17 protein-coding genes and 1 pseudogene are annotated in these 18974 nt (G+C 62.9%); 7 read left to right on the top strand and 11 right to left on the bottom strand.

What is annotated here, in order from left to right; translation table 11 throughout:
* Positions 1 to 63: 63 nt before the first annotated feature.
* Together AC1DQ3_RS26455 and AC1DQ3_RS26450 are read left to right on the top strand one after the other, a co-directional pair.
* Positions 64 to 1395 (top strand): Rieske 2Fe-2S domain-containing protein, encoded by a 1332-nt coding sequence (locus AC1DQ3_RS26455; protein ID WP_477123120.1) that lies wholly within the window; start codon positions 64 to 66, stop codon positions 1393 to 1395.
* Between the two features lie 15 nt (positions 1396 to 1410).
* Positions 1411 to 2586, top strand: coding sequence for a Gfo/Idh/MocA family protein (locus AC1DQ3_RS26450; RefSeq protein WP_477123145.1), 1176 nt, complete (start codon positions 1411 to 1413; stop codon positions 2584 to 2586).
* A gap of 91 nt (positions 2587 to 2677) precedes the next feature.
* Here AC1DQ3_RS26450 and nadC read toward each other — a convergent pair whose 3' ends face one another.
* The 4 genes from nadC to AC1DQ3_RS26430 all read right to left on the bottom strand — a co-directional run bounded on the left by nadC (position 2678) and on the right by AC1DQ3_RS26430 (position 6829).
* A complete protein-coding gene (gene nadC, locus AC1DQ3_RS26445; protein ID WP_477123144.1) occupies positions 2678 to 3523 on the bottom strand; it encodes a carboxylating nicotinate-nucleotide diphosphorylase in 846 nt (281 codons plus the stop codon).
* A gap of 143 nt (positions 3524 to 3666) precedes the next feature.
* Positions 3667 to 4245, bottom strand: coding sequence for a MarR family winged helix-turn-helix transcriptional regulator (locus AC1DQ3_RS26440; protein ID WP_477123143.1), 579 nt, complete (start codon positions 4243 to 4245; stop codon positions 3667 to 3669).
* A gap of 199 nt (positions 4246 to 4444) precedes the next feature.
* Positions 4445 to 5437, bottom strand: a complete 993-nt coding sequence (locus AC1DQ3_RS26435) for a PhnD/SsuA/transferrin family substrate-binding protein (protein WP_477123119.1) — start codon at positions 5435 to 5437, stop codon at positions 4445 to 4447.
* Between the two features lie 45 nt (positions 5438 to 5482).
* The gene (locus AC1DQ3_RS26430) at positions 5483 to 6829 is read right to left on the bottom strand and encodes an MFS transporter (protein WP_477123118.1); all 1347 of its coding nucleotides are present in this window, start codon (positions 6827 to 6829) and stop codon (positions 5483 to 5485) included.
* Positions 6830 to 7080: 251 nt separating this feature from the next.
* Here AC1DQ3_RS26430 and AC1DQ3_RS26425 point away from each other — a divergent pair, with 251 nt between their 5' ends.
* The 3 genes from AC1DQ3_RS26425 to AC1DQ3_RS26415 all read left to right on the top strand — a co-directional run bounded on the left by AC1DQ3_RS26425 (position 7081) and on the right by AC1DQ3_RS26415 (position 9946).
* The gene (locus AC1DQ3_RS26425) at positions 7081 to 8040 is read left to right on the top strand and encodes a PDR/VanB family oxidoreductase (RefSeq protein ID WP_477123117.1); all 960 of its coding nucleotides are present in this window, start codon (positions 7081 to 7083) and stop codon (positions 8038 to 8040) included.
* Between the two features lie 201 nt (positions 8041 to 8241).
* On the top strand, positions 8242 to 8739 hold the full coding sequence (locus AC1DQ3_RS26420; protein WP_477123116.1) for a bacteriohemerythrin: 498 nt from the start codon (positions 8242 to 8244) through the stop codon (positions 8737 to 8739).
* 361 nt (positions 8740 to 9100) lie between these two features.
* On the top strand, positions 9101 to 9946 hold the full coding sequence (locus AC1DQ3_RS26415; RefSeq protein ID WP_477123115.1) for a Bug family tripartite tricarboxylate transporter substrate binding protein: 846 nt from the start codon (positions 9101 to 9103) through the stop codon (positions 9944 to 9946).
* A 128-nt stretch (positions 9947 to 10074) separates the two neighbouring features.
* Here the strand turns inward: AC1DQ3_RS26415 and AC1DQ3_RS26410 are convergent.
* A pseudogene (locus AC1DQ3_RS26410) lies at positions 10075 to 10347 on the bottom strand (IS4/Tn5 family transposase DNA-binding protein); the annotation flags it as partial.
* Between the two features lie 514 nt (positions 10348 to 10861).
* Between AC1DQ3_RS26410 and AC1DQ3_RS26405 the strand changes: the two are divergent.
* On the top strand, positions 10862 to 11968 hold the full coding sequence (locus AC1DQ3_RS26405; protein ID WP_477123114.1) for a porin: 1107 nt from the start codon (positions 10862 to 10864) through the stop codon (positions 11966 to 11968).
* Positions 11969 to 11993: 25 nt separating this feature from the next.
* Here AC1DQ3_RS26405 and AC1DQ3_RS26400 read toward each other — a convergent pair whose 3' ends face one another.
* Together AC1DQ3_RS26400 and AC1DQ3_RS26395 are read right to left on the bottom strand one after the other, a co-directional pair.
* Positions 11994 to 12725, bottom strand: a complete 732-nt coding sequence (locus AC1DQ3_RS26400; protein WP_477123113.1) for a YoaK family protein — start codon at positions 12723 to 12725, stop codon at positions 11994 to 11996.
* A gap of 38 nt (positions 12726 to 12763) precedes the next feature.
* Positions 12764 to 13060: a XapX domain-containing protein gene (locus tag AC1DQ3_RS26395; RefSeq protein WP_477123112.1), complete on the bottom strand. Its 297-nt coding sequence runs from the start codon at positions 13058 to 13060 to the stop codon at positions 12764 to 12766.
* 409 nt (positions 13061 to 13469) lie between these two features.
* Here AC1DQ3_RS26395 and AC1DQ3_RS26390 point away from each other — a divergent pair, with 409 nt between their 5' ends.
* On the top strand, positions 13470 to 14372 hold the full coding sequence (locus AC1DQ3_RS26390) for a LysR family transcriptional regulator (protein WP_477123111.1): 903 nt from the start codon (positions 13470 to 13472) through the stop codon (positions 14370 to 14372).
* A gap of 34 nt (positions 14373 to 14406) precedes the next feature.
* Here the strand turns inward: AC1DQ3_RS26390 and AC1DQ3_RS26385 are convergent, their stop codons facing one another.
* The 4 genes from AC1DQ3_RS26385 to AC1DQ3_RS26370 are packed head-to-tail and all read right to left on the bottom strand — an operon-like array spanning position 14407 to position 18893.
* Positions 14407 to 15144: an enoyl-CoA hydratase/isomerase family protein gene (locus tag AC1DQ3_RS26385; protein ID WP_477123110.1), complete on the bottom strand. Its 738-nt coding sequence runs from the start codon at positions 15142 to 15144 to the stop codon at positions 14407 to 14409.
* Between the two features lie 32 nt (positions 15145 to 15176).
* Positions 15177 to 16691 carry an AMP-binding protein gene (locus tag AC1DQ3_RS26380; protein ID WP_477123109.1) on the bottom strand — a complete coding sequence of 505 codons (1515 nt, stop codon included), beginning with the start codon at positions 16689 to 16691 and terminating at the stop codon, positions 15177 to 15179.
* A gap of 31 nt (positions 16692 to 16722) precedes the next feature.
* Entirely contained in the window at positions 16723 to 17745 is a 1023-nt protein-coding gene (locus AC1DQ3_RS26375) for a Bug family tripartite tricarboxylate transporter substrate binding protein (protein WP_477123108.1), read from the bottom strand.
* Between the two features lie 32 nt (positions 17746 to 17777).
* Positions 17778 to 18893, bottom strand: a complete 1116-nt coding sequence (locus tag AC1DQ3_RS26370) for a porin (protein ID WP_477123107.1) — start codon at positions 18891 to 18893, stop codon at positions 17778 to 17780.
* Positions 18894 to 18974 lie beyond the last annotated feature (81 nt).

Genomic DNA, 18974 nt, shown 5'->3' with positions numbered 1-18974 from the left:
CTAGATATCTAATAGAATTGACCAACACCAGTTGAAGAAGGCTATGACCGCCTGGAGACAAATATGCTGACCCATGAAGAGAATGAACTGTTGTGCCGCGTAGAAGGCGATGCCCCGATGGGCAAGCTGATGCGCCAGCACTGGACCCCTGTTTGCGTGATTGAAGAAGTCAGCGAACCGGACGGCGCGCCGGTCAAGGCTCGCGTCTTCGGCGAAGACCTGGTCGTGTTCCGCGACAACGAAGGCCGCGTCGGTGTGATGGACGAGTATTGCCCGCACCGCCGCGTATCGCTGGTGTACGGCCGTAACGAAGACGGTGGCCTGCGCTGTCTGTACCACGGCTGGAAGTTCGACGTGCTGGGCAATGTGCTGGAAATGGTGTCCGAGCCGGCCGCCAGCGGCATGACCGAGAAGGTCAAGCACAAGGCCTATCCTTCGAAGGAATGGGGCGGCATGGTCTGGGCGTACATGGGTCCGCAGGACGCCATTCCCGAATTCGTCGCACCCGCCTGGGCACCGACCGCTGACACCCGCGTAAGCATCGCGAAGGCGCTGCTGCCATGCAACTGGGCACAGATCCTTGAGGGCGCGATTGATTCCGCACACAGCTCAAGCCTGCACTCGTCCGACTTCGTGCCGGCACGCGTCGGCGGCGCCGAGGCAACGTCGAAGAACTGGCTGCGTCCGTCCACCGACAAGGCACCGCGCCTGCAGGTCGAGCGCACCGAATATGGTTTCCGCTACGCTGCGCTGCGCCGCCCGATCTTCAACGCCAACACGCACGACTACGTGCGCTCGACGGTGTTCGTTGCACCCGGCACCGTGCTGATCCCGCCCAACAACTTGTATAACGTCGCCAACATCAACGTGCCCATGGACGACACGAATACGGCGTTCTACTTCATCGCATGGGGCGATCCCGCGACGACGCCGGAAACCGAAACCTGGCGCCAGTTCCTCCGTCAACAGATCGGCCCCGATCTGGACGAGCGCTACCGTCCGCTGCGCAACCACGAGAACCGCTTCTGGCAAGACCGCCAAGCCATGAAGGCCGGCAATTTCACCGGCATCACCGGCTTCCCGAACCAGGACATCGCCATGTGGGTCACGATGGGTCCGATCGCCAATCGTTCGGACGAGCGTCTGGGCGCGAGCGATCTCGCCATTGTCGAATTCCGTCGCCGCATGCTCGATGCCATCGCAGAATTCGAGCAGGACGCCGAAGCCATCGGTACCGGCGCAAAGGCGATCCCGCAGACGGTCTGTTCGTATCAGGCAGTGGTGCCGAAGGAAACGGACTGGCGTGCGTACGCCGCCCGTTATGTCAGCGCGAAACATGCCCTGCCGGATGACGAGCCCGCAGCGATCGCCACCGACTATCAGGTCAGGCAATAAGCGATGAAGCCGGCCATGGAACAGCGCCGTTTGCGCATCGGGGTGGCAGGACTGGGGCGAGCGTTTTCGCTGATGTTGCCCACCTTCCTGCAGGACCCGAGGGTTCAACTCGTCGCCGCGTGCGACCCGCGCGAGGAAGCACGGCAGCAGTTCGCCGCCGATTTCGGCGCACGGACCTACGCAGACGTGCTGGACCTGGCCGGCGACCCCGATGTGGAAGTCATCTACGTGGCCAGCCCCCATCAGTTTCACGCGCAGCACACCGAAATTGCCGCAGCCAACGGCAAGCACGTGCTGGTCGAGAAGCCGATGGCGCTCAACGCGGCCGACTGCGATCGCATGATCGCCGCGTGCCGGGCTGCAAACGTGCATCTGATCGTCGGACACTGCCACAGCTTCGATACGCCGTACCTGCGTACGCGCGAACTGATCCGTTCGGGCGATTTCGGTGCGGTGAAGATGATCCAGGCCTTCAACTACACCGACTATCTATACCGGCCGCGCCGCCCGGAGGAACTCATGACGGCTGAAGGTGGCGGTGCCGTATTCAGCCAGGCCGCACACCAGGTCGATATCGTGCGGATGCTCGCGGGCTCGCGCGCGACGCGCCTGCGCGCAAGTGTCGGCCGGTGGGACTCGAAGCGTCCGACCGAAGGCGCGTACTCGGCGCTGATCTGGTTCGAGAATGGCGCCTATGCCTCCCTCTCGTACAGTGGGTATGGCCACTTCAACAGCGACGAGTGGATGGGCTGGATCGGCGAGATGGGTGACCACGCAAATCCCGATGCCTACGGTGGCGCTCGGAGGCGGCTGGCGACCCTCTCCTCCTGGAATGATGAAGCGCAGCTCAAGGCCGCCGGCACGTATGGCGGCGCCGCATACAAGCCGCCCTCCATCGCGGCAGACGAGCCGACACGCTGTCATCAGCATTTCGGCCCGGTGATCGTCGCGTGCGAACACGCCGACCTGCGCCCCCTGCCCGATTCCATCATCGTGTACGGCGACCAGCAACGGGAGACGCTGCCGCTTTCCCGCCCCACCGTGCCGCGCGGTGAAGTGATCGACGAACTCTACGAGGCCGTCATCGCGGGGCAGGCGCCTCTTCATGACGGTAAGTGGGCAAAGGGCACGCTGGAGATGTGCATCGCCATACTGGAATCAAGCGAAACCGGCAAAGACGTATCGCTCTGAGCCTCGCCAGAAAACAAAAGCCCTCGCACAGCGAGGGCTTCGTTCTTTGTGCGGCTCGGCGGGCAGCCGAAGAGGACTGCCCCGGCCAACACTACGCGCCTAGCGCCTCAACCCGAAGCGAGAAATCCACCGCCGTGACGTGCTTTGTGAGCCCGCCAACGGAGATGCGGTCCACGCCCGTTTCCGCAATGGCACGCAGCGTTTCCTTCGTCACGCCGCCCGACACCTCCAGGCTCGCGCGCCCGTTGTTGATGCGCACCGCCTCCCGCATTTGTTCCAGCGAGAAATTATCGAGCAGGATTGCCCCGGCGTCTGCAGAGAGCGCTTGCGCCAGTTCATCCAGCGTCTCGACCTCGACCTGCACCGGCACGCCCGCACCAAGTACCTGTGCAGCGCGCACCGTCGGCGCAATCCCACCACCCGCTGCGACGTGGTTCTCCTTGATCAGGATCCCGTCATACAGTCCTCGGCGATGGTTCTCGCCACCACCGATGCGCACCGCATATTTTTGCGCCAAGCGCAGTCCGGGCAGGGTCTTTCTGGTGTCGAGAATCCGCGCCCTTGTGCCCTTGACGATCTCCACCAAGGCGTGCGTCGCCGTGGCCACGCCCGACAGTAGTTGGATGAAATTGAGCGCCGTGCGCTCCGCAGTCAGAATGCCGCGCGCCGGCCCGCTGATCTGGCATACCGCCTGCCCTTCGCGCATCCATTCGCCTTCGCCAACGAACCATTTGATCGTGATGGCCGGCTCGCTCTGCCGCAGGGTTTCTTCAAACCATGGCCTGCCGCACAGCAGCGCAGCTTCGCGCACCGTGAGGACGGCCTCGGCCGAGGCGGCAGGGTCGACGAGTTGGGACGTCCAGTCGATATTGCCAACATCTTCCGCGAGCGCTTCGCAGACATTGCGCGTCATTGCCGCGCGGGTTGCTACATCCATTTGAAGGGTCCGTATATTGAGCGGAAAAACTGCATGAGATCGACGGCGGCCGCACCGATGCGCCGCCGCCAATCCATTGAATATGTGAAGAAGGGACACCTGGCGACGACCGATGCGAGCCGCCGCACGCATCAGGTACCTTCCTACTCCTCGCCACGCGCGGCGATCAGACTGCCCATTTCCCGCGTGGACGGGATCCGCAGCGCCGGATCATCCGCCTCGGCTTCGTCGCGCGCCATGTTTTCGATGATCGTCAGGAGCACCTTGCGCGCAATGTTGATCTCCGTGGTCTTCAGGCCCTTGACACTGATCTCGTTGACTTCTTCAGCCAGGGGAACGAGCTTGTTCTTCAGGCTACGGCCGCGGGGCGTGAGATACACGTGCGTGTTCTTGCGATTGCCCGGGGCATAGTGACGCTCGACGTATCCGAGCTTTTCCATCGCGGACACCGCGCTGAAAGTGGTCGGTGTGGTGGTGCCGGCCTCGTCGCTGAGTTCTTTCTGCGTCAGCCCGTCGGTGACCCACAGGATGCGCAGGAACGCCCAGTGGCCAAATGAGACCTCATGCTGCGCCAGGCGCATCTGCAGCCCACGCACCATCGCGCGGGCTGCATCCTTGACCAAGTGGGCAAGACGATCGTCCGGCACGGCCTCGCGCCAATGCCGCAGGATGGGATCCTCTCTGGAAGCCTTTTCCTTGCCAGAAGAACGTGTTGCAACCATGCTTTCCTCGCCGTGACTGTAGCCAATATGGTTCACATCATAGCGCGTTCATCGGTGCGCGTGCCGCCTGCTGGCCGCGCACCGATGCCCTGCAAATTCAGAAGAGATGACGAATACCGACCGCTGTCCCGCCCCCTGGTATTCGCCGCGCATCTGCCTCCTGCCAGATGCGCGACGGCATCAACGCCCGCTGCGGGAATCAGATCTTGAAGCTTTCCAGGCTGGCTGGGTGGAACAACTCAGCCGGTTGAAGACGACGGCTCGACAGCCCCTCGGCGTGGTGCTGCGCAAGGAAGCGGTCGATCACGTGTTCATTGTTGGCGAATCCGTACGACCAGAAATCGTGACCCATCAGGCGTCGCGCGTTGCGCAGTTGGTCTTCGATGAATGGAAGCGTGACCTTGGTGGCCGACGTATCGCTCAAACGCGCGAGCGCCACTTCCTTCGAATGCTCGAAGGCCTTCACGATGGCGCCAGGCAGCCACGGATGCTGCTCGGCCAGTGTCTTTCGGATGCCAAGCGTGTGCATGATCGGGAACAGCTTGCGGCGCTCGTACCATTCCGCGGCGCTCTTTTGCGGGTCGTCGAAAAGGTACTTGACCTGCGGGTGCCCACGGTCGAAACACGACGGTGCACGCGGTCCGATCACGCCGTCGATCTCCCCCTCGGCCAGCAGATTCGAAATCGTCTTCCCTCCCGGTGCGTTTTCAAGCATGACGCCTTCCGGCAGCTTCAGCGAGATCTTCTCCACGCGCGTCGGGTCTTCATAACCGCCGCGCACCCAGCGGATGTCCGATGCCTTCACGCCATACTCCTCTGCGAGGAACATGCGGACCCACACGTTGGCCGTGAGTTGGTATTCGGGCACGCCGATCCGCTTGCCCTTCAGGTCTTCCGGCCGGTTAATGCCGCGATCGGCACGCACGTAGATCGAGCTGTGCCGGAATGCGCGCGACGGGAACACCGGCACGGCGATGTACGGCGAGGTACCTGCGGCCGTCTTGACCGAATAGCTGCTGAGCGAAAGCTCGCAAACGTCGTAGTCTGCGTGGCGGAAAGCACGGAAGAAGATTTCTTCCGGATCCTGCAACATGAACACGGGATCGACGCCGTCGATCCGGACGTCGCCGTCGATCAGCGGACGCATCCGGTCATAGTTGCCCACGGCGATGGAGAGTTGAAGCTTGCTCATTTATGTTCCTTTCTAACAATCGAAATCGATCCGTTGCGTGCGCTCTCACGCAACGGATTTCGGCGCCTGTTGCTGGCGTGGCACGCCGAAGAGGACCGCAATACCGCCAGCGAAGACCAGCACGGCAACCAGCAAGATGCCCGCCGAGAAACTGCCCGTTACGGTCTTCACCCAGCCGAGCACAATCGGGGCGAAGAAGGCGCCAACCTGGCCGAGACTGCTGATGACGCCGATTCCGCCCGCGGCCGCCTCGCCCTTTAGGTAGTTCGGCGGAATGGTCCAGATGATGGCTGCGGCGGCGAAATAGCTCACCGAAACGAGGCTCAGGCACACAATCGCAGCGGCCGGGTTGTGGGTCAGCATCGTCAACAGCGTTGCGCCCGCGGCACCCGCTGTCGTAGACAGAAAGAAGTGCCAGCGACGCTCAAGCCGCGTATCGGAGCTGCGTGCGATCAGCAGCATGGCAACGGCGCCAACGATGTACGGCAATGCCGACAGGAAGCCGATCTCCAGCATGTTGGAGATGCCCGTCTGCTTGATGATGGTTGGCGTCCAATAGTTCAGGATCGTGCCGCAAATGGGTACCGTGGCCCAGCCTGCTGCAATCACATACACGCGCGGGTCGCGCAGCGCAACCATCAGGCGGCTCGGCGCGCTGTCCGGTTTCTGGCGGTGTTCTTCCTCCAGGGCGGCCACGACGATGCGCTTTTGCGCGGCAGTCAGCCACGCCGCATCCTGCGGTTTGTCGACCAGGTAGAACCAGGCAAACACACCTGCAAGAACAGCCGGCAGGCCCTCAAGGAACAGCAGCCACTGCCAGTTGCGGAAGCCCCAGACATCCGTGAAATTCTGGAGAATCAGGCCCGAAAGCGGGCCGCCGATGATGCCGGCCACGGCAATCGCCAGCAGGAATCGCGACGTGATACGGGCGCGACGCTTCGCGGGATACCAGAACGAGAGATAGAGAATGATCCCCGGCCAGAAGCCCGCCTCCGCCGCACCGAGCAGCGTCCGGCCGAGGTAGAACTGCCAGGGCGCGTTCATGAAAGCCATGGCGGTGGAAATGGCGCCCCACAACAGCATGATCCGCGTCACGGTCTTGCGTGCGCCGATGCGCCTGAGCAGCAACGTGCTCGGCACTTCGAGCAGGATGTAGCCAATGAAGAACAGGCTCACGCCGAGCCCGTATGCGGCATCGCTCAGCCCCAGGTCCTGCTTCAACTGCAACTGCGCGAAGCTGATATTGACGCGATCGAGATAGTTCAGTACCCAACAGAGGAACAAGAAGCTCATCAGCCTGAGTGTGATCTTGCGATAGGTCGCCTCGACGGCTACGGAATCGGTGCTCAGATGCGGGGGCGCATCCGCGTAGCTCAACGTGGAATCTTTCATTTCGTTGTCTCTTGGGGGCGTTTTGTCGACTCGATCGGTCGGACCTCCGCGCTGGACGGTGGCGATCTCTCGTTGTCAACCATTTAATTAGATGTCTAGTTATTAGACTACGAGGCCTTGGTGTCCGTGACAAGTGAGGGTTTATACCTAACCCAGAATTCCACCCGTCGATTACGTCGCTTGCGTAATTAGATCTCTAGTTATATCATACACCCACTGAAGTGAAATGAATTGAATAGAGGGAGACAGACATGACTACCCAGGAAAGCGGCTTGCGGCTGAAGATTGCGGAGAAGGAAAAGATTGCACGCGACATCTGGCGCTTTGAGCTGGCCGATCCGCAGGGCACGCCTCTTCCGCCGTTCGAAGCCGGATCGAATTTGACCGTCGTGGTGCCCAATGGCATGCGCCGCAGCTATTCCCTCTGCAACGATTCGCAGGAAAGTCACCGCTACGTCATCGCGGTCAAGCGCGACAGCAACGGTCGCGGCGGATCCATGAGCCTGATCGACAACACGTGCGCAGGTGATCTGATTGACGTGTCCCTGCCGCGAAACGAATTCCCGCTCGACGAGCGTGCGAAGTCGTTCATTCTTGTCGCGGGCGGCATTGGTATCACGCCGATGCTCTCGATGGCGCGCCAACTGAAGGCGGAAGGCTTGCGGGATTTCAAGCTGTACTACCTGGCCCGCGACCCGGAAGGTACGGCGTTCCTGGACGAACTCAGCAGCGACGAGTGGCGATCGACGGTGAGGATTCACCACGATTTCGGCGACCCCGCCAAATCATTCGACTTCTGGACTCTGTTCGAGCGGCCCAAGGCAGCGCACATCTACTGCTGCGGCCCGCAGGTGCTGATGGACACGGTACGCGACATGACGGGTCACTGGCCGTCTGGCACGGTTCACTTTGAGAGCTTCGGCGCAAACAACGCGAACGCGCAGGTGAACACGCCGTTCTTGATTCAGCTCAAGCGCACCGGCACGTCGCTGGACATCCCGGCTGATCGCTCGATCCTTGACGTGCTGCGCGCCGCAAACGTGCACGTTGCAAGCTCATGCGAAAGCGGTACTTGCGGTTCCTGCCGTACCGGGCTGTGCTCGGGAGAGGTGGATCATCGAGATCTAGTGCTGCGCGACGACGAGAAAGTAACGCAGATCATGGTCTGTGTTTCGCGCGCAAAATCTGGCGAACTGGTACTGGACCTCTGAGCCCGCATCCATGGCAGCGCCCCTGCTCGGCCGTTGCCTACCAGGTACATCGTATTGAGCCAACCGCCTTCTGGCAGCCAGTAAGGTGGGAGCAGTATCCATTGATACATCCGCGACGTGCGAATCTGCCGCCACGTCAGCGCTGCGGTTCCTGCATCGCATCCCCAGTGCGACATGCGGGCACGACACGAGACTTTGAACATGAACGACCAGACTTCCTCCCGCGCCCCATCCACCCGGGATGCCAGTGCGCCGACGCCGACTAGCGACAGCAGTCTCGCCTGGTCCGATGCGCGTCTGCTCGGGTTCGCTCCCATGGACGACGTGCATGAGGAGTTCTACGCGCTTGCACTAAAACTGGTGACCTGCTCGGATGCGAGCGCCGCGGAAGCGATCGAACAATTCGAACAGCACGCGATCAGCCATTTCGGTCAAGAGGACGAATGGATGCGCTCCACCAATTTCCCCCCGCGGGACTGCCACGTCGACGAGCATGCGGCAGTGCTGAAGTCGATCGGTGAAGTTAAGCAAGCCGTCGCACAGGGGAAGGCCGGCGCCGAACTGGTTCGAACCATCGGGCTGGCCCTCTTTGACTGGTTCCCAGGTCATGCCGACTACCTGGATTCCGCGCTGGCAGCGTGGATGACCAAACTGAACATGGGCGGAAAGCCCATCGTGTTGCGCCGCACGCTTGACTGAATGGCGCACGAAATCCACATAGAAATCAGAGCCTTTTGGCCGTGTGATTGCTCTTGTGCATGGTGAGCAGCGCTCGCGCGGTCCTTGGGCTCGCCCAAGACTACCATCCGGATAACCCCCGCGCAGCGAGCCCACGAATGCCGTCGTCAGAACGGCATCGCCAAGGGCCGCCGCATGCACTACGATCGTAAAGTGGAGACAACGCATGAACCGCCCCCAAATCCGGCTTGCACGACGCAGGCTTTGCCTCAGCCTGGGCCTCGGCCTCACCGCAGCATTCGTTCCCGCATTGGCCAGGGCCAGCACCGATGCTTGGCCCACCAAGCCCATCCGCTTTATCGTTCCCTACGCGCCCGGAGGCTTGCCTGACACCGTTGCGCGCGTTTTGTCCCAGCAACTCACCCAACGCTTGGGCAAGCCGGTCGTCGTTGACAACCGGCCCGGCGCCAATGGCGTAGTCGCCGCCCAGGCGCTCATGACGAGCCCTGCCGACGGCTACACGTTCCTGGTGACCGACGGCTCGATGATGTCCATCAATCCGGCGATTTACAAGAACCTGTCGTACGAACCCAAGCGCGATTTCGTACCCGTCTCGCTTGCCGCCAGGTCTCCGCTCTTCCTCGCCGTCAATGCGCGCGTTCCAGCCAACTCACTCAACGACTTTGTCGCGCTGGCGAAATCCAAATCGGGCACGCTGAACTATGGATCTTCCGGCATAGGCAGCACCCATCACCTGTCGATGGAAGCACTGAAAACCGCCCTCACGCTGGATATCAAGCACGTACCGTTTCGTGGCTCCGGCCAGTCCGTTCCGGCTTTGATCGGGGACCAGGTCCAGGTGGTGTTTGCTGCCTTGCCGTCGCTGTCGGGCTTCGTCAAATCGGGCCAAGTCAAGATTCTCGGTACCAACTCCCTGCAGCGCTCCGCTCTTGCGCCGAAGATTCCGGCGATCTCCGAGGTGGTGCCAGGATACGACTTCGCTGTGACGGTCGGGTTGCTTGCCGCAAAGGGAACGCCGGACGCCGTGGTTAAGAAAATGGCCAACGCGGTTTCCGAGGCAGTCCAAATGCCCGAGGTGGTCTCGCAGTTCCACGTTGCCGGTATCGAACCCGTTGGAGGATCCAGCGCGGACTACGCGAAGGTCATTGCCGACGAGGCGGCTCGCTATGCGCAGGCCATCAAGGTTGCGCATGTCATGGCCGAGTAAGTAGCAAAGTCCATCCGACGCTATTCCTGAGCCTGCTGACCAGGCTCAGGATTCACGCCTGCGGTTGGCGCTCACTAAAGCATTAAAATTCACACCGCATTTGAACTGTAACGCGGTGCACCGCGTTACAGTTCGGTCGTGTCCTGGATGCACAGCACGACCGACTGGCTGCGCATGCGCTCCTGCGTGCTCGCCCAATGCGGTTCCAGTATGGCATCCCAAGCCACATCCGTATTGCGTAAAAAACGGTAGGCCGCGCACGTCTCGCTCCAGCTATCGCACGCCGCAGGGATACTGGCCTTCGGTTTGGCCGCAAGTCGTTCTATCAATTTCTTCGCCCTTATCAGCGCGAACGCGGGACTCCAGGCCGGGCCGCAACTGGTTGTGCCCGGGCTGTCCACTCGAGATAGCGCGTGAAGAGAAACGCATCGCGGCGGCGGGTACTGGGGAACGTCCTGCGTTCTGACAGCTGCGGAGGCAGCGCGATGCGCCCGGCGCACCGATCTGCCTCTCCGGGCCTGCCGAAAAAATGGGCGGGAGCACCTGATGCAGCCTGACTCGCCCGCTGAGATCGGCGTCCATGAGTAGATGCGGCGCACAGCGCGGCTGGAGGATCTACAGCCGCAAGTCTCCGCGCCCTCCCGCGCGTGCCAGCCCATGGCGCGCGCGATATCCGCACAATCCACCTCGCCTCGTTCCCGGTGCCGACATTGATGGAATGGTGGTGCGCTCGCCGGCGGCTGCAACGGCTGACGCCGTGACGATGACGTCCAGGGCGCCGACGTTGCGGGATCGGCGTCCGACGACAACTTCGGCCGGGAACGGGTTATGATTCCGGGGCATTGCGCGCATTGTTTTGGCCGGGACAAGTATTGAAGTCAGGTTTCCCAATAAGCGGACAAGGAAAGCGGCGACATGAAAATGAGACACTTTGCAGCCACCGTCGCCGTCATGGCCACGGGTAACGCGTATGCCCAGTCTAGCGTGACACTGTATGGCCTGATCGACGTTGGCATCGAATACCAAAACCACCAACCCGGCGGCAACCATGACGTGACGCGCCTAACCTCCGGCAACCTGGCAGGCAGCCGTTGGGGCCTGCGCGGCGTGGAAGACCTGGGAGGTGGCCTGAAGGGTGTCTTCGTGCTGGAGAACGGTTTCACGGTGGACGACGGCAAGTCATCCTTCTCAGGCCGTCTGTTTGGTCGCCAGGCCTATGTTGGCCTGCAGAACAATTGGAACGCCCTGACCCTGGGCCGGCATCAGACCCCGTTCCATGATTTCAACGTTGACTTCGACCCGATGGCCGTCAGCACCAACTACTCGATCATGGGGCAGGACGCCGCTTTCGGCAGCCGTGCCGATAACTCGGTCAAGTACGTCGGCACCTTCCATGGCCTGTCCGCCAGGGCCCTGTACAGCTTTGGCGCGAACACCGGCGCCGGCGCCTCTGGTGAAGTCCCTGGCAGCCCGAGGATTGGGCGCGAGTACAGTGCCAGCCTGACCTACGCTGCCGGCCCGTTCGCTGTCGGCGCCATCTACGACGCAACCAACCCCGGTCTGGCCACGACCGGTGCCCTGACGGATGCCGAAATCCGCCGCGCTGGCCTGGCCGGTTCGTACGCCATCGGCCCCGTCAAGGCGTACGCTGGATATCGTTGGGCCAAGGCGCTCAGTGGCGCCACGCTCCCGGGCAACCTCGGCCCTAACAACGTCTCGAATCTGTACTGGCTGGGTCTGCGCTATCAGTTGATCCCGGCATTGTCCCTGACAGGCGTTGCTTACTTCCAGGACTTCCGGGGCACCAATGCGGATCCGTGGAGCTTCGTGGCATCGGCTGACTACGCCCTGTCCAAGCGTACCGATGCTTACTTGAACCTCGGTTACACCAGGAACAAGGATGGTTCGAATTTGGGCCTGACCTCAGGCGGCGCCGGCTCCATCCAGGGCAGCGGCTTCGGCACGGTTGCCGGCTCGGATAATCAGTTCGGTGCGGTGCTTGGCATCCGTCACAAGTTCTAGCAGGCTGTCCCCTCCGCGCAGGTTTTCAGGCCAGCACCGGCCTGGCCTGCCACCGCTGGCGACATAGCGCCGCCAGCAGGAGTACCGGCAGCAAGACACACCAGAAGCTAATGGCAGCGAACGCCAGGGCGCCCAGCACGGCTCCGGCGGCAAAGCCCACCACAGCCGGCAACATTTTGCGCAAGCGCACGTGGATCGCGCCTGCCTGCTCGGGCCCGGCGGACGACAAATCGACCAGGTCGATCACGATCTGGGTAGTGTTGCCGGTCATGATCGTGGTGGGCCCCAGGTCGGCCAGCGCGGTACGGGACAATGCGTTCTGAATGCCCATTGCCACGACGGCCAGCATGCCGGCCAGCGTTGCCCACCAGGAGCCGGCACTGAGGCCCACCCCGCCCCTCACCCACAATCCCGCGCCCACAAAAAGCAGCAGGAATACGCATTCGACGGCAAGCAGCAAGGCCACCGCCGGAAGCTGGCGCTGCGCGAGCCGCGACTCCAGCAGGCGCGTTGTCGCAACCGCGCCCACAAAAGCTGGCAGCGCAAGGAGCTTGGTCGCCAGCCCTTCGGAGCTTCCAGTCAGTTCCACCCCGATCATGATGAAGTTGCCGGTCACATGGGCGGTGAAGAGCCCAAAGAGGGAAATGAAGCCGACCACGTCCACAAAGCCCGCAACAAATGACAGCACGCAGCCATGCACACTGCTGTTGATGTGCCCGTGGTTCTCCGGCAATGATGGGTTACCGACATCCTTCATCGGCTTGTCTCTGCTCGCGCCTGCGCCACGGTTTTCCATCAACGCGAGACGTCATCCCGTTCGACAGTGCCATCGCTCCGGCCGCCTCCGGCTTTTGCGACAACTTCGGGCGGCGCGCCCGAAATCTTGGGCACGCATTCCTTGCGGAACCAGGCCACGGTGACCGGCTCACCCGCTATCATGCGTTTGACCGTCGGCACGACCTGTTCGCCGATCAGCATGCCAAGCAGGCCGAGCAGCGCAATTGCCGGTGGCGCGGGCGAACGCACTTGCAGCAGGGCGTAGATGATGCCGACGAGGATCCCCGCTCCGAACGACACGATATAGAGCTTCATCTCAGTCTCCCTGTTCGAATCCCAGCGGACCGAGACGGCGCAGGTCATGCCAGGCTCTCCATGATGAGAAAGTTGACAGCAGCAACCAACCGCCCCACACCGGCTAACGGGCGGGCACGGACACTGGCGAATTCGAGAACGAGCTTCGGCCAGGCACGCCTCACTACTATAGAAAGTCGCAAGGATGGCGGGCCGTTTTTTTCGACCCCGCCGTGTCAGGCCAGCTGTCGCCTCGGTCTCCTTGATGCAGCAAAAATGGAGAGCGGTGCGCGAATGGACAATGAAACGTCAAGGGCCGACGCCTGACGGTTTTCCCCAAGAGGCCAATTGCGTGCGGCATGGCACAATGGCCGCGAACGTGCGCGTTCGGCCTGTCAGGTGGCCAGTCAACCAATACCGCCCGCTCAACATGATAAATATAAATCACATTTACGCATTTCTCGAGCTGGTGGAGCAGCGCAACTTCAATGCCGCCGCGGAGAAACTGCACCTGACCCAGTCGGGCCTGTCGCGCAAGATCAGCGCCATCGAGGAACGGGTCAACCAACGGCTCTTCGAGCGCACCACCCGCTTTGTCCGCCCTACCCGCGCCGCGATGGTGCTGGCGCGCCACTGGCGCGAGGCACTGGCCAGCTATCAAGCGGGGCTTGCGGAGATTGGCGCGACGGATGCCGACCTGGCCGGCTCGCTGTTGATCGGCGTCAGTGCCACCTCCCGGTTTGGCGAGTGGCAGAAGTTCAGCGACCTGTTCTTCCAAACCTTTCCCAGCGTGAATGGCCGCATCGAGTCGATGCCTTCGCAAGACGTGGTGTTCTATGTGCGCAACGGCGACCTGGACGTCGGCTTTTGCGGCGGCCCGATCGCGGACGACAGCCTGGGCATCATCCAGATCGAACAGATCCGCTACCGTGCGCTCCTGCCTGACGCGCATCCGCTGGCGCAGTGCGCATCGCTGTCCATGGCAGACCTGAAGGGCGAGGCGCTGAGCCTGGTGAGCGCCAAGTCCTGGCCGCGGGTGCGAGATAGCCTGGATGCCTTGCTGGCGCAGCGCGAATTGCTCGGTGCGGTCGCGTACGAGTCCAATTTCATCGACCTGGTCCTGCGGGACATCATCGACAACGGCCACCTCGGCATCCACCCGCTGGCCGAGAACTACCTGCTGCCCAGGGGCGTGACGTTGCGCGAGATCGATGACCTGGCGCTGTGCCTGGACAATATGTTCGTGTGGCGCAAATCCACCACGTCGCCGCTGGTCCGCAGCATGGTCAGCATGTTGACGCGGTACTGCGAGGGGCCTGCCGCAAAGGCGTGAGCGTGCCGGCGATCGGCCGGCACGCTCACGCGCACTATCGTCCGACGAAATTCGCCTTGCGTTTCCCGGTGATGCTGCCCATGCCCTCCTTCAGGTCATCGCTTTCCAGCATGAAGGACAGCTCCTTCTGCATGCGATAGGCCTCCACCGCGGGGCTGTCCGGCACCACGGCATTGACCAGCCGCCGCAGGCGCGCGATGACCAGCGGCGAGTTGTCTGCCAACGCCCTGGCGTACTCGAGCGCCGCGCCCAGCTGTTCGCCTTCCGGCACCAGCCGGTTGACCAGCCCGACCTCGTAGGCGCGCCGGGCCGGCAGCACGCCGCCGAGCAACATCACTTCCATCGCCACCTTGTGCGGAATCCTCGCGGCCAGTCCCGCGATCATGCCCATCGACACACCCAGCCTGGCCTCCGGATACATGAAGCGGGTCGTCTCCGTGGCCACGCACAGGTCGCACATCTGGACCAGGGTCATGGCCGCGCCCAGGCACCAGCCGTTGACGGCGGCGACCAGCGGCTTGCCCGACGGCGCGCCCGCGCCGGGGATGCTGCGGGCGATATCCTTGGGAAAGCCGCGGAGATCGGCGCCCATCGTGAAGTTTTCGCCGTTGGCGCAAATGACGCCCGCCAGCGCGCTGCCCTCGTTGAGCCGGCAAAGCGCGTCGTGCAGCCTCTGCACCACCTCGTCGCTGAACAGGTTCTTGCCCGGACGGTTCAGCGTGATGATCGCGACCCGATCCCGCTCTTCATACAACACGACCTGATCTGACATGGGTTTCCTTGCGATTGGTTGAACCGGTAAAACTAGCGGCGCATGTAGCGCTGTTGCAGCGGCAGCTTGTAGAGCTTGCCGTTGGGCTCGCGGGGCAGCGCGGGGTCAAAGTCGATCGTCCTTGGGCATTTGATTGCCGAGAGCTTGCCGCGGCACCACGCAATCAGTTCCTGGCCGAGCTCAGGGCCCGCGTCGTGCGGCGCGACGGTCTGCACCACGGCCTTGACCTGCTCGCCGAGGTCGTCGTCGGGAATGCCGAACACCGCGCAGTCCGCAACCGCAGGATGGGCGCCGAGTACATCCTCCACTTCCTGCGGATAGACGTTGACCCCACCCGTGATGATCGTGAATGACTTGCGGCCAGTGAGATACAGGTAACCTTCGGCATCGACGTAGCCCAGGTCGCCGTAGGTGCGCCAGCCTTGTGGGCTCGTTACCTGCTCGGTCTTGGCGGCATCGCCGTGGTAGGCGAAATTGCCGGTGCCCTCGAAGAAGATCATGCCGACCTGCCCTGCCGGCAACTCCTGCCAGTCCTCGTCCAGGATGCGGATGGGTGCCTGCGTGGAGCGCCCGACCGATCCCTTGTGCAGCAGCCACTCCGCGGACGTGATGGCGCAGGTGCCGACGCCTTCGGTGCCCGCGTACACCTCGTAGAGCACCGGCCCCCACCACGCGATCATGGCTTCCTTCACGTAGACGGGGCAAGGTGCGGCGCCGTGCACCGCCAGGGCCATCGACGCGAGCTGGTAGCGCCCTTTCACTTCGTCCGGCAGGCGCAGCATGCGGGAGAACATGGTCGGCACCCACAAGCTGGCCGTGCACCGGAAACGCTCGATCAAGGCCAGCGCCTGCTCCGGCTCGAAACGCTTCATCACGATCAGCTTGCCACCCGTGGCCAGCACGGCGCACGCGTACCGGAACGGCGCGCTGTGATACAGGGGCGACGTGGAGAGGAAGACGGTATCGCGGGAGCAGGTCTTCATGAGCGAGGCCAACCGGGGGTCCGCGCTGTCATACGGGCGGCTCATCGCCGGGCGCTTGATGCCTTTGGGTTTGCCCGTGGTGCCGGACGAATACAGCAGTACCTCCCCGCAAGCCGGCTCGGCAAGCTCGCCATCGTCGAATCCCGCCGCTGCCTTGTCCCAGTCCAGGTAACCGGCCACCTCGCCCGCGCACGCAAGCCGGCGTACGGCGGGATCGAGCAGGCCATGCAGGCCATGCAGGCCTGGCATGGCTGCCGCCTTGCTGGCCGCGATGGCAAGCACGCTGGCGCCGCTATCCGACACGATATAGGCGAGCTCTTGCGCCGTCGCCCGTGTCGAGACCGGCGTGAAGTAGACGCCGATACGTTGCGCGGCAAGGCAGACCACCAGGAACGACGCGTCGTTCTCCAGGCAGAAGACCAGCGTATCTCTCGGGCGAAGGCCCTGGCTTGTCAGCAACCGCGCGCCGCGATTCGCCCGCCGTTCCAGCTCGCCATACGTCAGCGAAGAGCCGTCGTCCGCAAAAATGGCGCACACGTCGTCCGGCGAGGACTTTCCAAACATGGATGGATGCATGATTCAGTTGGTAAGCCGTCTATTCTTCGATCGAGATGCCGGAACGGCGAACCGCGTCACCCCAGAATTTCAGTTCCGTCTGGAAGTACCGGGCGGACTCATCCACATTGAGATTGAGCGGCTGGAGGTTGTAAGCCAGCGATTTCGACTTGACCTCCTCGTCGACCGCTTCGCGGAAGGCCTGGTTCAGCTTCTTCAGGACTGGCACCGGCGTGCCCGCCGGCGCGTACAGGCCAACGTGGAACTTCACGGAAAACTTCTCCATGCCCGGCGTCTCCGAGGCCAGCGCTATGTCCGGCATGGAGGCGCTGCGCCGCGGGCCCGTCTGCGCGAGCACCTTGACCCTGCCGGTTGGCAACAGCGGCGCCACCCCCGTATAGCCATCGAACGTCATGTCGATGACGCCCGAACCCAGGTCGTTCAGCAGGGTCGGGCCGCCTTTATAGGAGACCTGCGTCAGCTTGATCCCCGCCATCTGTTCGAGCAGCACCGGGCCCAGGTGCGTCGTGCCGCCCACCGTCGAGGTCCCGTACGTGAGGCCGCCGGGTTTGGTCCTGGCCAGGGCGATGAAGCCCGCGAGGCTGGTCACGGGCAGCGTGCCGGTGACGGCCACCGCGAAGCCGTCTTCGCCCAGGTAGGCGACGGGAACCAGATCGGTTGCCGTGTTGTAGGGCAGCTTGTGGTAGAGCGCGGAATTGGTGAGCAGCGTGTTGACGGCAATCAGCAAGGTGTAGCCGTCGGCGGGGCTTTTTGCCACCGCGCTGGTCGCAATGATCGTGTTGCCGCCCGGCCGGGGCTCGATCACGACGGGCTGGCCCAGGATCCTGGCCACGCGGATGGACAGCGGGCGGAGAAAGTTGTCGGTCGATCCACCCGCGGGGAACGGCGTGATGACGCGCACGGGCCGCGACGGGAACGCATCCGACTGCTGCGCCGACACATCGGGGGCCAGAGCCGCCAGTGCCAGCAGGATGGCAGGCGATGCCGCAAGCCACGCGCGGCGTGTCAAGGACAAAGCCGGAGACAGGCTGGTCGAGATCATGTTCATATCCTCCTCTTGAGATGCGCGCGGCATCAGAATTTGTGCCGGATGCCGACAGCGGCGCCCAGCATGCTGTTCTTGCCCGCACCCAGGAAATAGCCATTGGCGAAGCTGATCGCCGAGGTATCGAAATCCAGGCCGGCGTTCCTGGCATACGCGGTGGTCAGGTAGACGTCCGTGCGCTTGGACAGGTTGTAGTCCGCCATGAAGGTGACTTGCCACGGGTTCTTGACGTTGGCGCCGCCCAGGTTCTTTACGTCGTCGTAGTAGTAGGCCAGCGTGAGGCCCAGCGCCGACGTGACCTGGTAGTTTGCGCCGATCCAGTAGTAGTCGTCGCGCAGGATCGAGGCGCCGGTCGCGTCGGTGTTCTTGCCCCAGCGGTAGCCGCCCATGAGCTTGGCGGCGCCCACGGTGTAGCTGGCAGCCGCAGCCACCTTCTTGAACGAGCCGGTGCCGCCGGCTGCGTTCAGGGTCGGGCTGAACTGATCATACGCGATGCTCGCGCCGAACGGGCCAGCTGCGTAGGACACGCCGGCACCAAAGCCGGTATCGCGGTGGAACTGCCCCGGCACCTCCCCGCCACCGGCAACGCCATTGCCGAAGCTCCAGTGCGCGATGGCGGTTACGGGCCCGAACACGCCGTTGTACTTGATCGTGTTGTCCGACCTGACGTTCAGGCCGAGCAGCGCCACGAATGGCTCGTACTGGCTCGCGTAGCCCGTCGGGGAAAAGTCGGCGAGCATGCTGAACAGCGTGGTGTACTGCCGCCCGAACGTGACGCGGCCCAAGGCAGCGCTCTCCAGGCCCACGTAGGCCTGCCGCCCGAACAGGCGGCTGCCCTGCTGCATCTTGCCGTCGTCGGAGCCAAAGCCGCTTTCCAGCGCGAACAAGGCTTTCACGCCGCCGCCGAGTTCCTCCACGCCGCGCAGGCCCCAGCGCGATCCGGACAGCCCGCCAGCCGTCATCCGTGCCACGTTGCTGGCCGGGCCGGCGGCAAAACCATTGGCCGCCGACGGCGTGACGCTGGAAAAATTGGTCACGTACTCGATATTGGTATCCACCACGCCGTACAAGGTCACACTGGAATCGGCCTGCGCCGCACCAGAAAACAAGCTGAAAGCAGCCAACGCCAAAAGCGATTGCTTCATACTCGAAATCTCCTCCTGCCATCGTTATTGTTGTGGTCCGTGGGCGCCCCGCTTGCGGCGAGATGTCCCGGCGCAAACTAT

The organism is Cupriavidus sp. 01T418 (assembly GCF_056398885.1).
The sequence above is the reverse complement of the archived record's forward strand: the minus strand, read 5'-3'. Positions and strand labels throughout refer to the sequence as shown.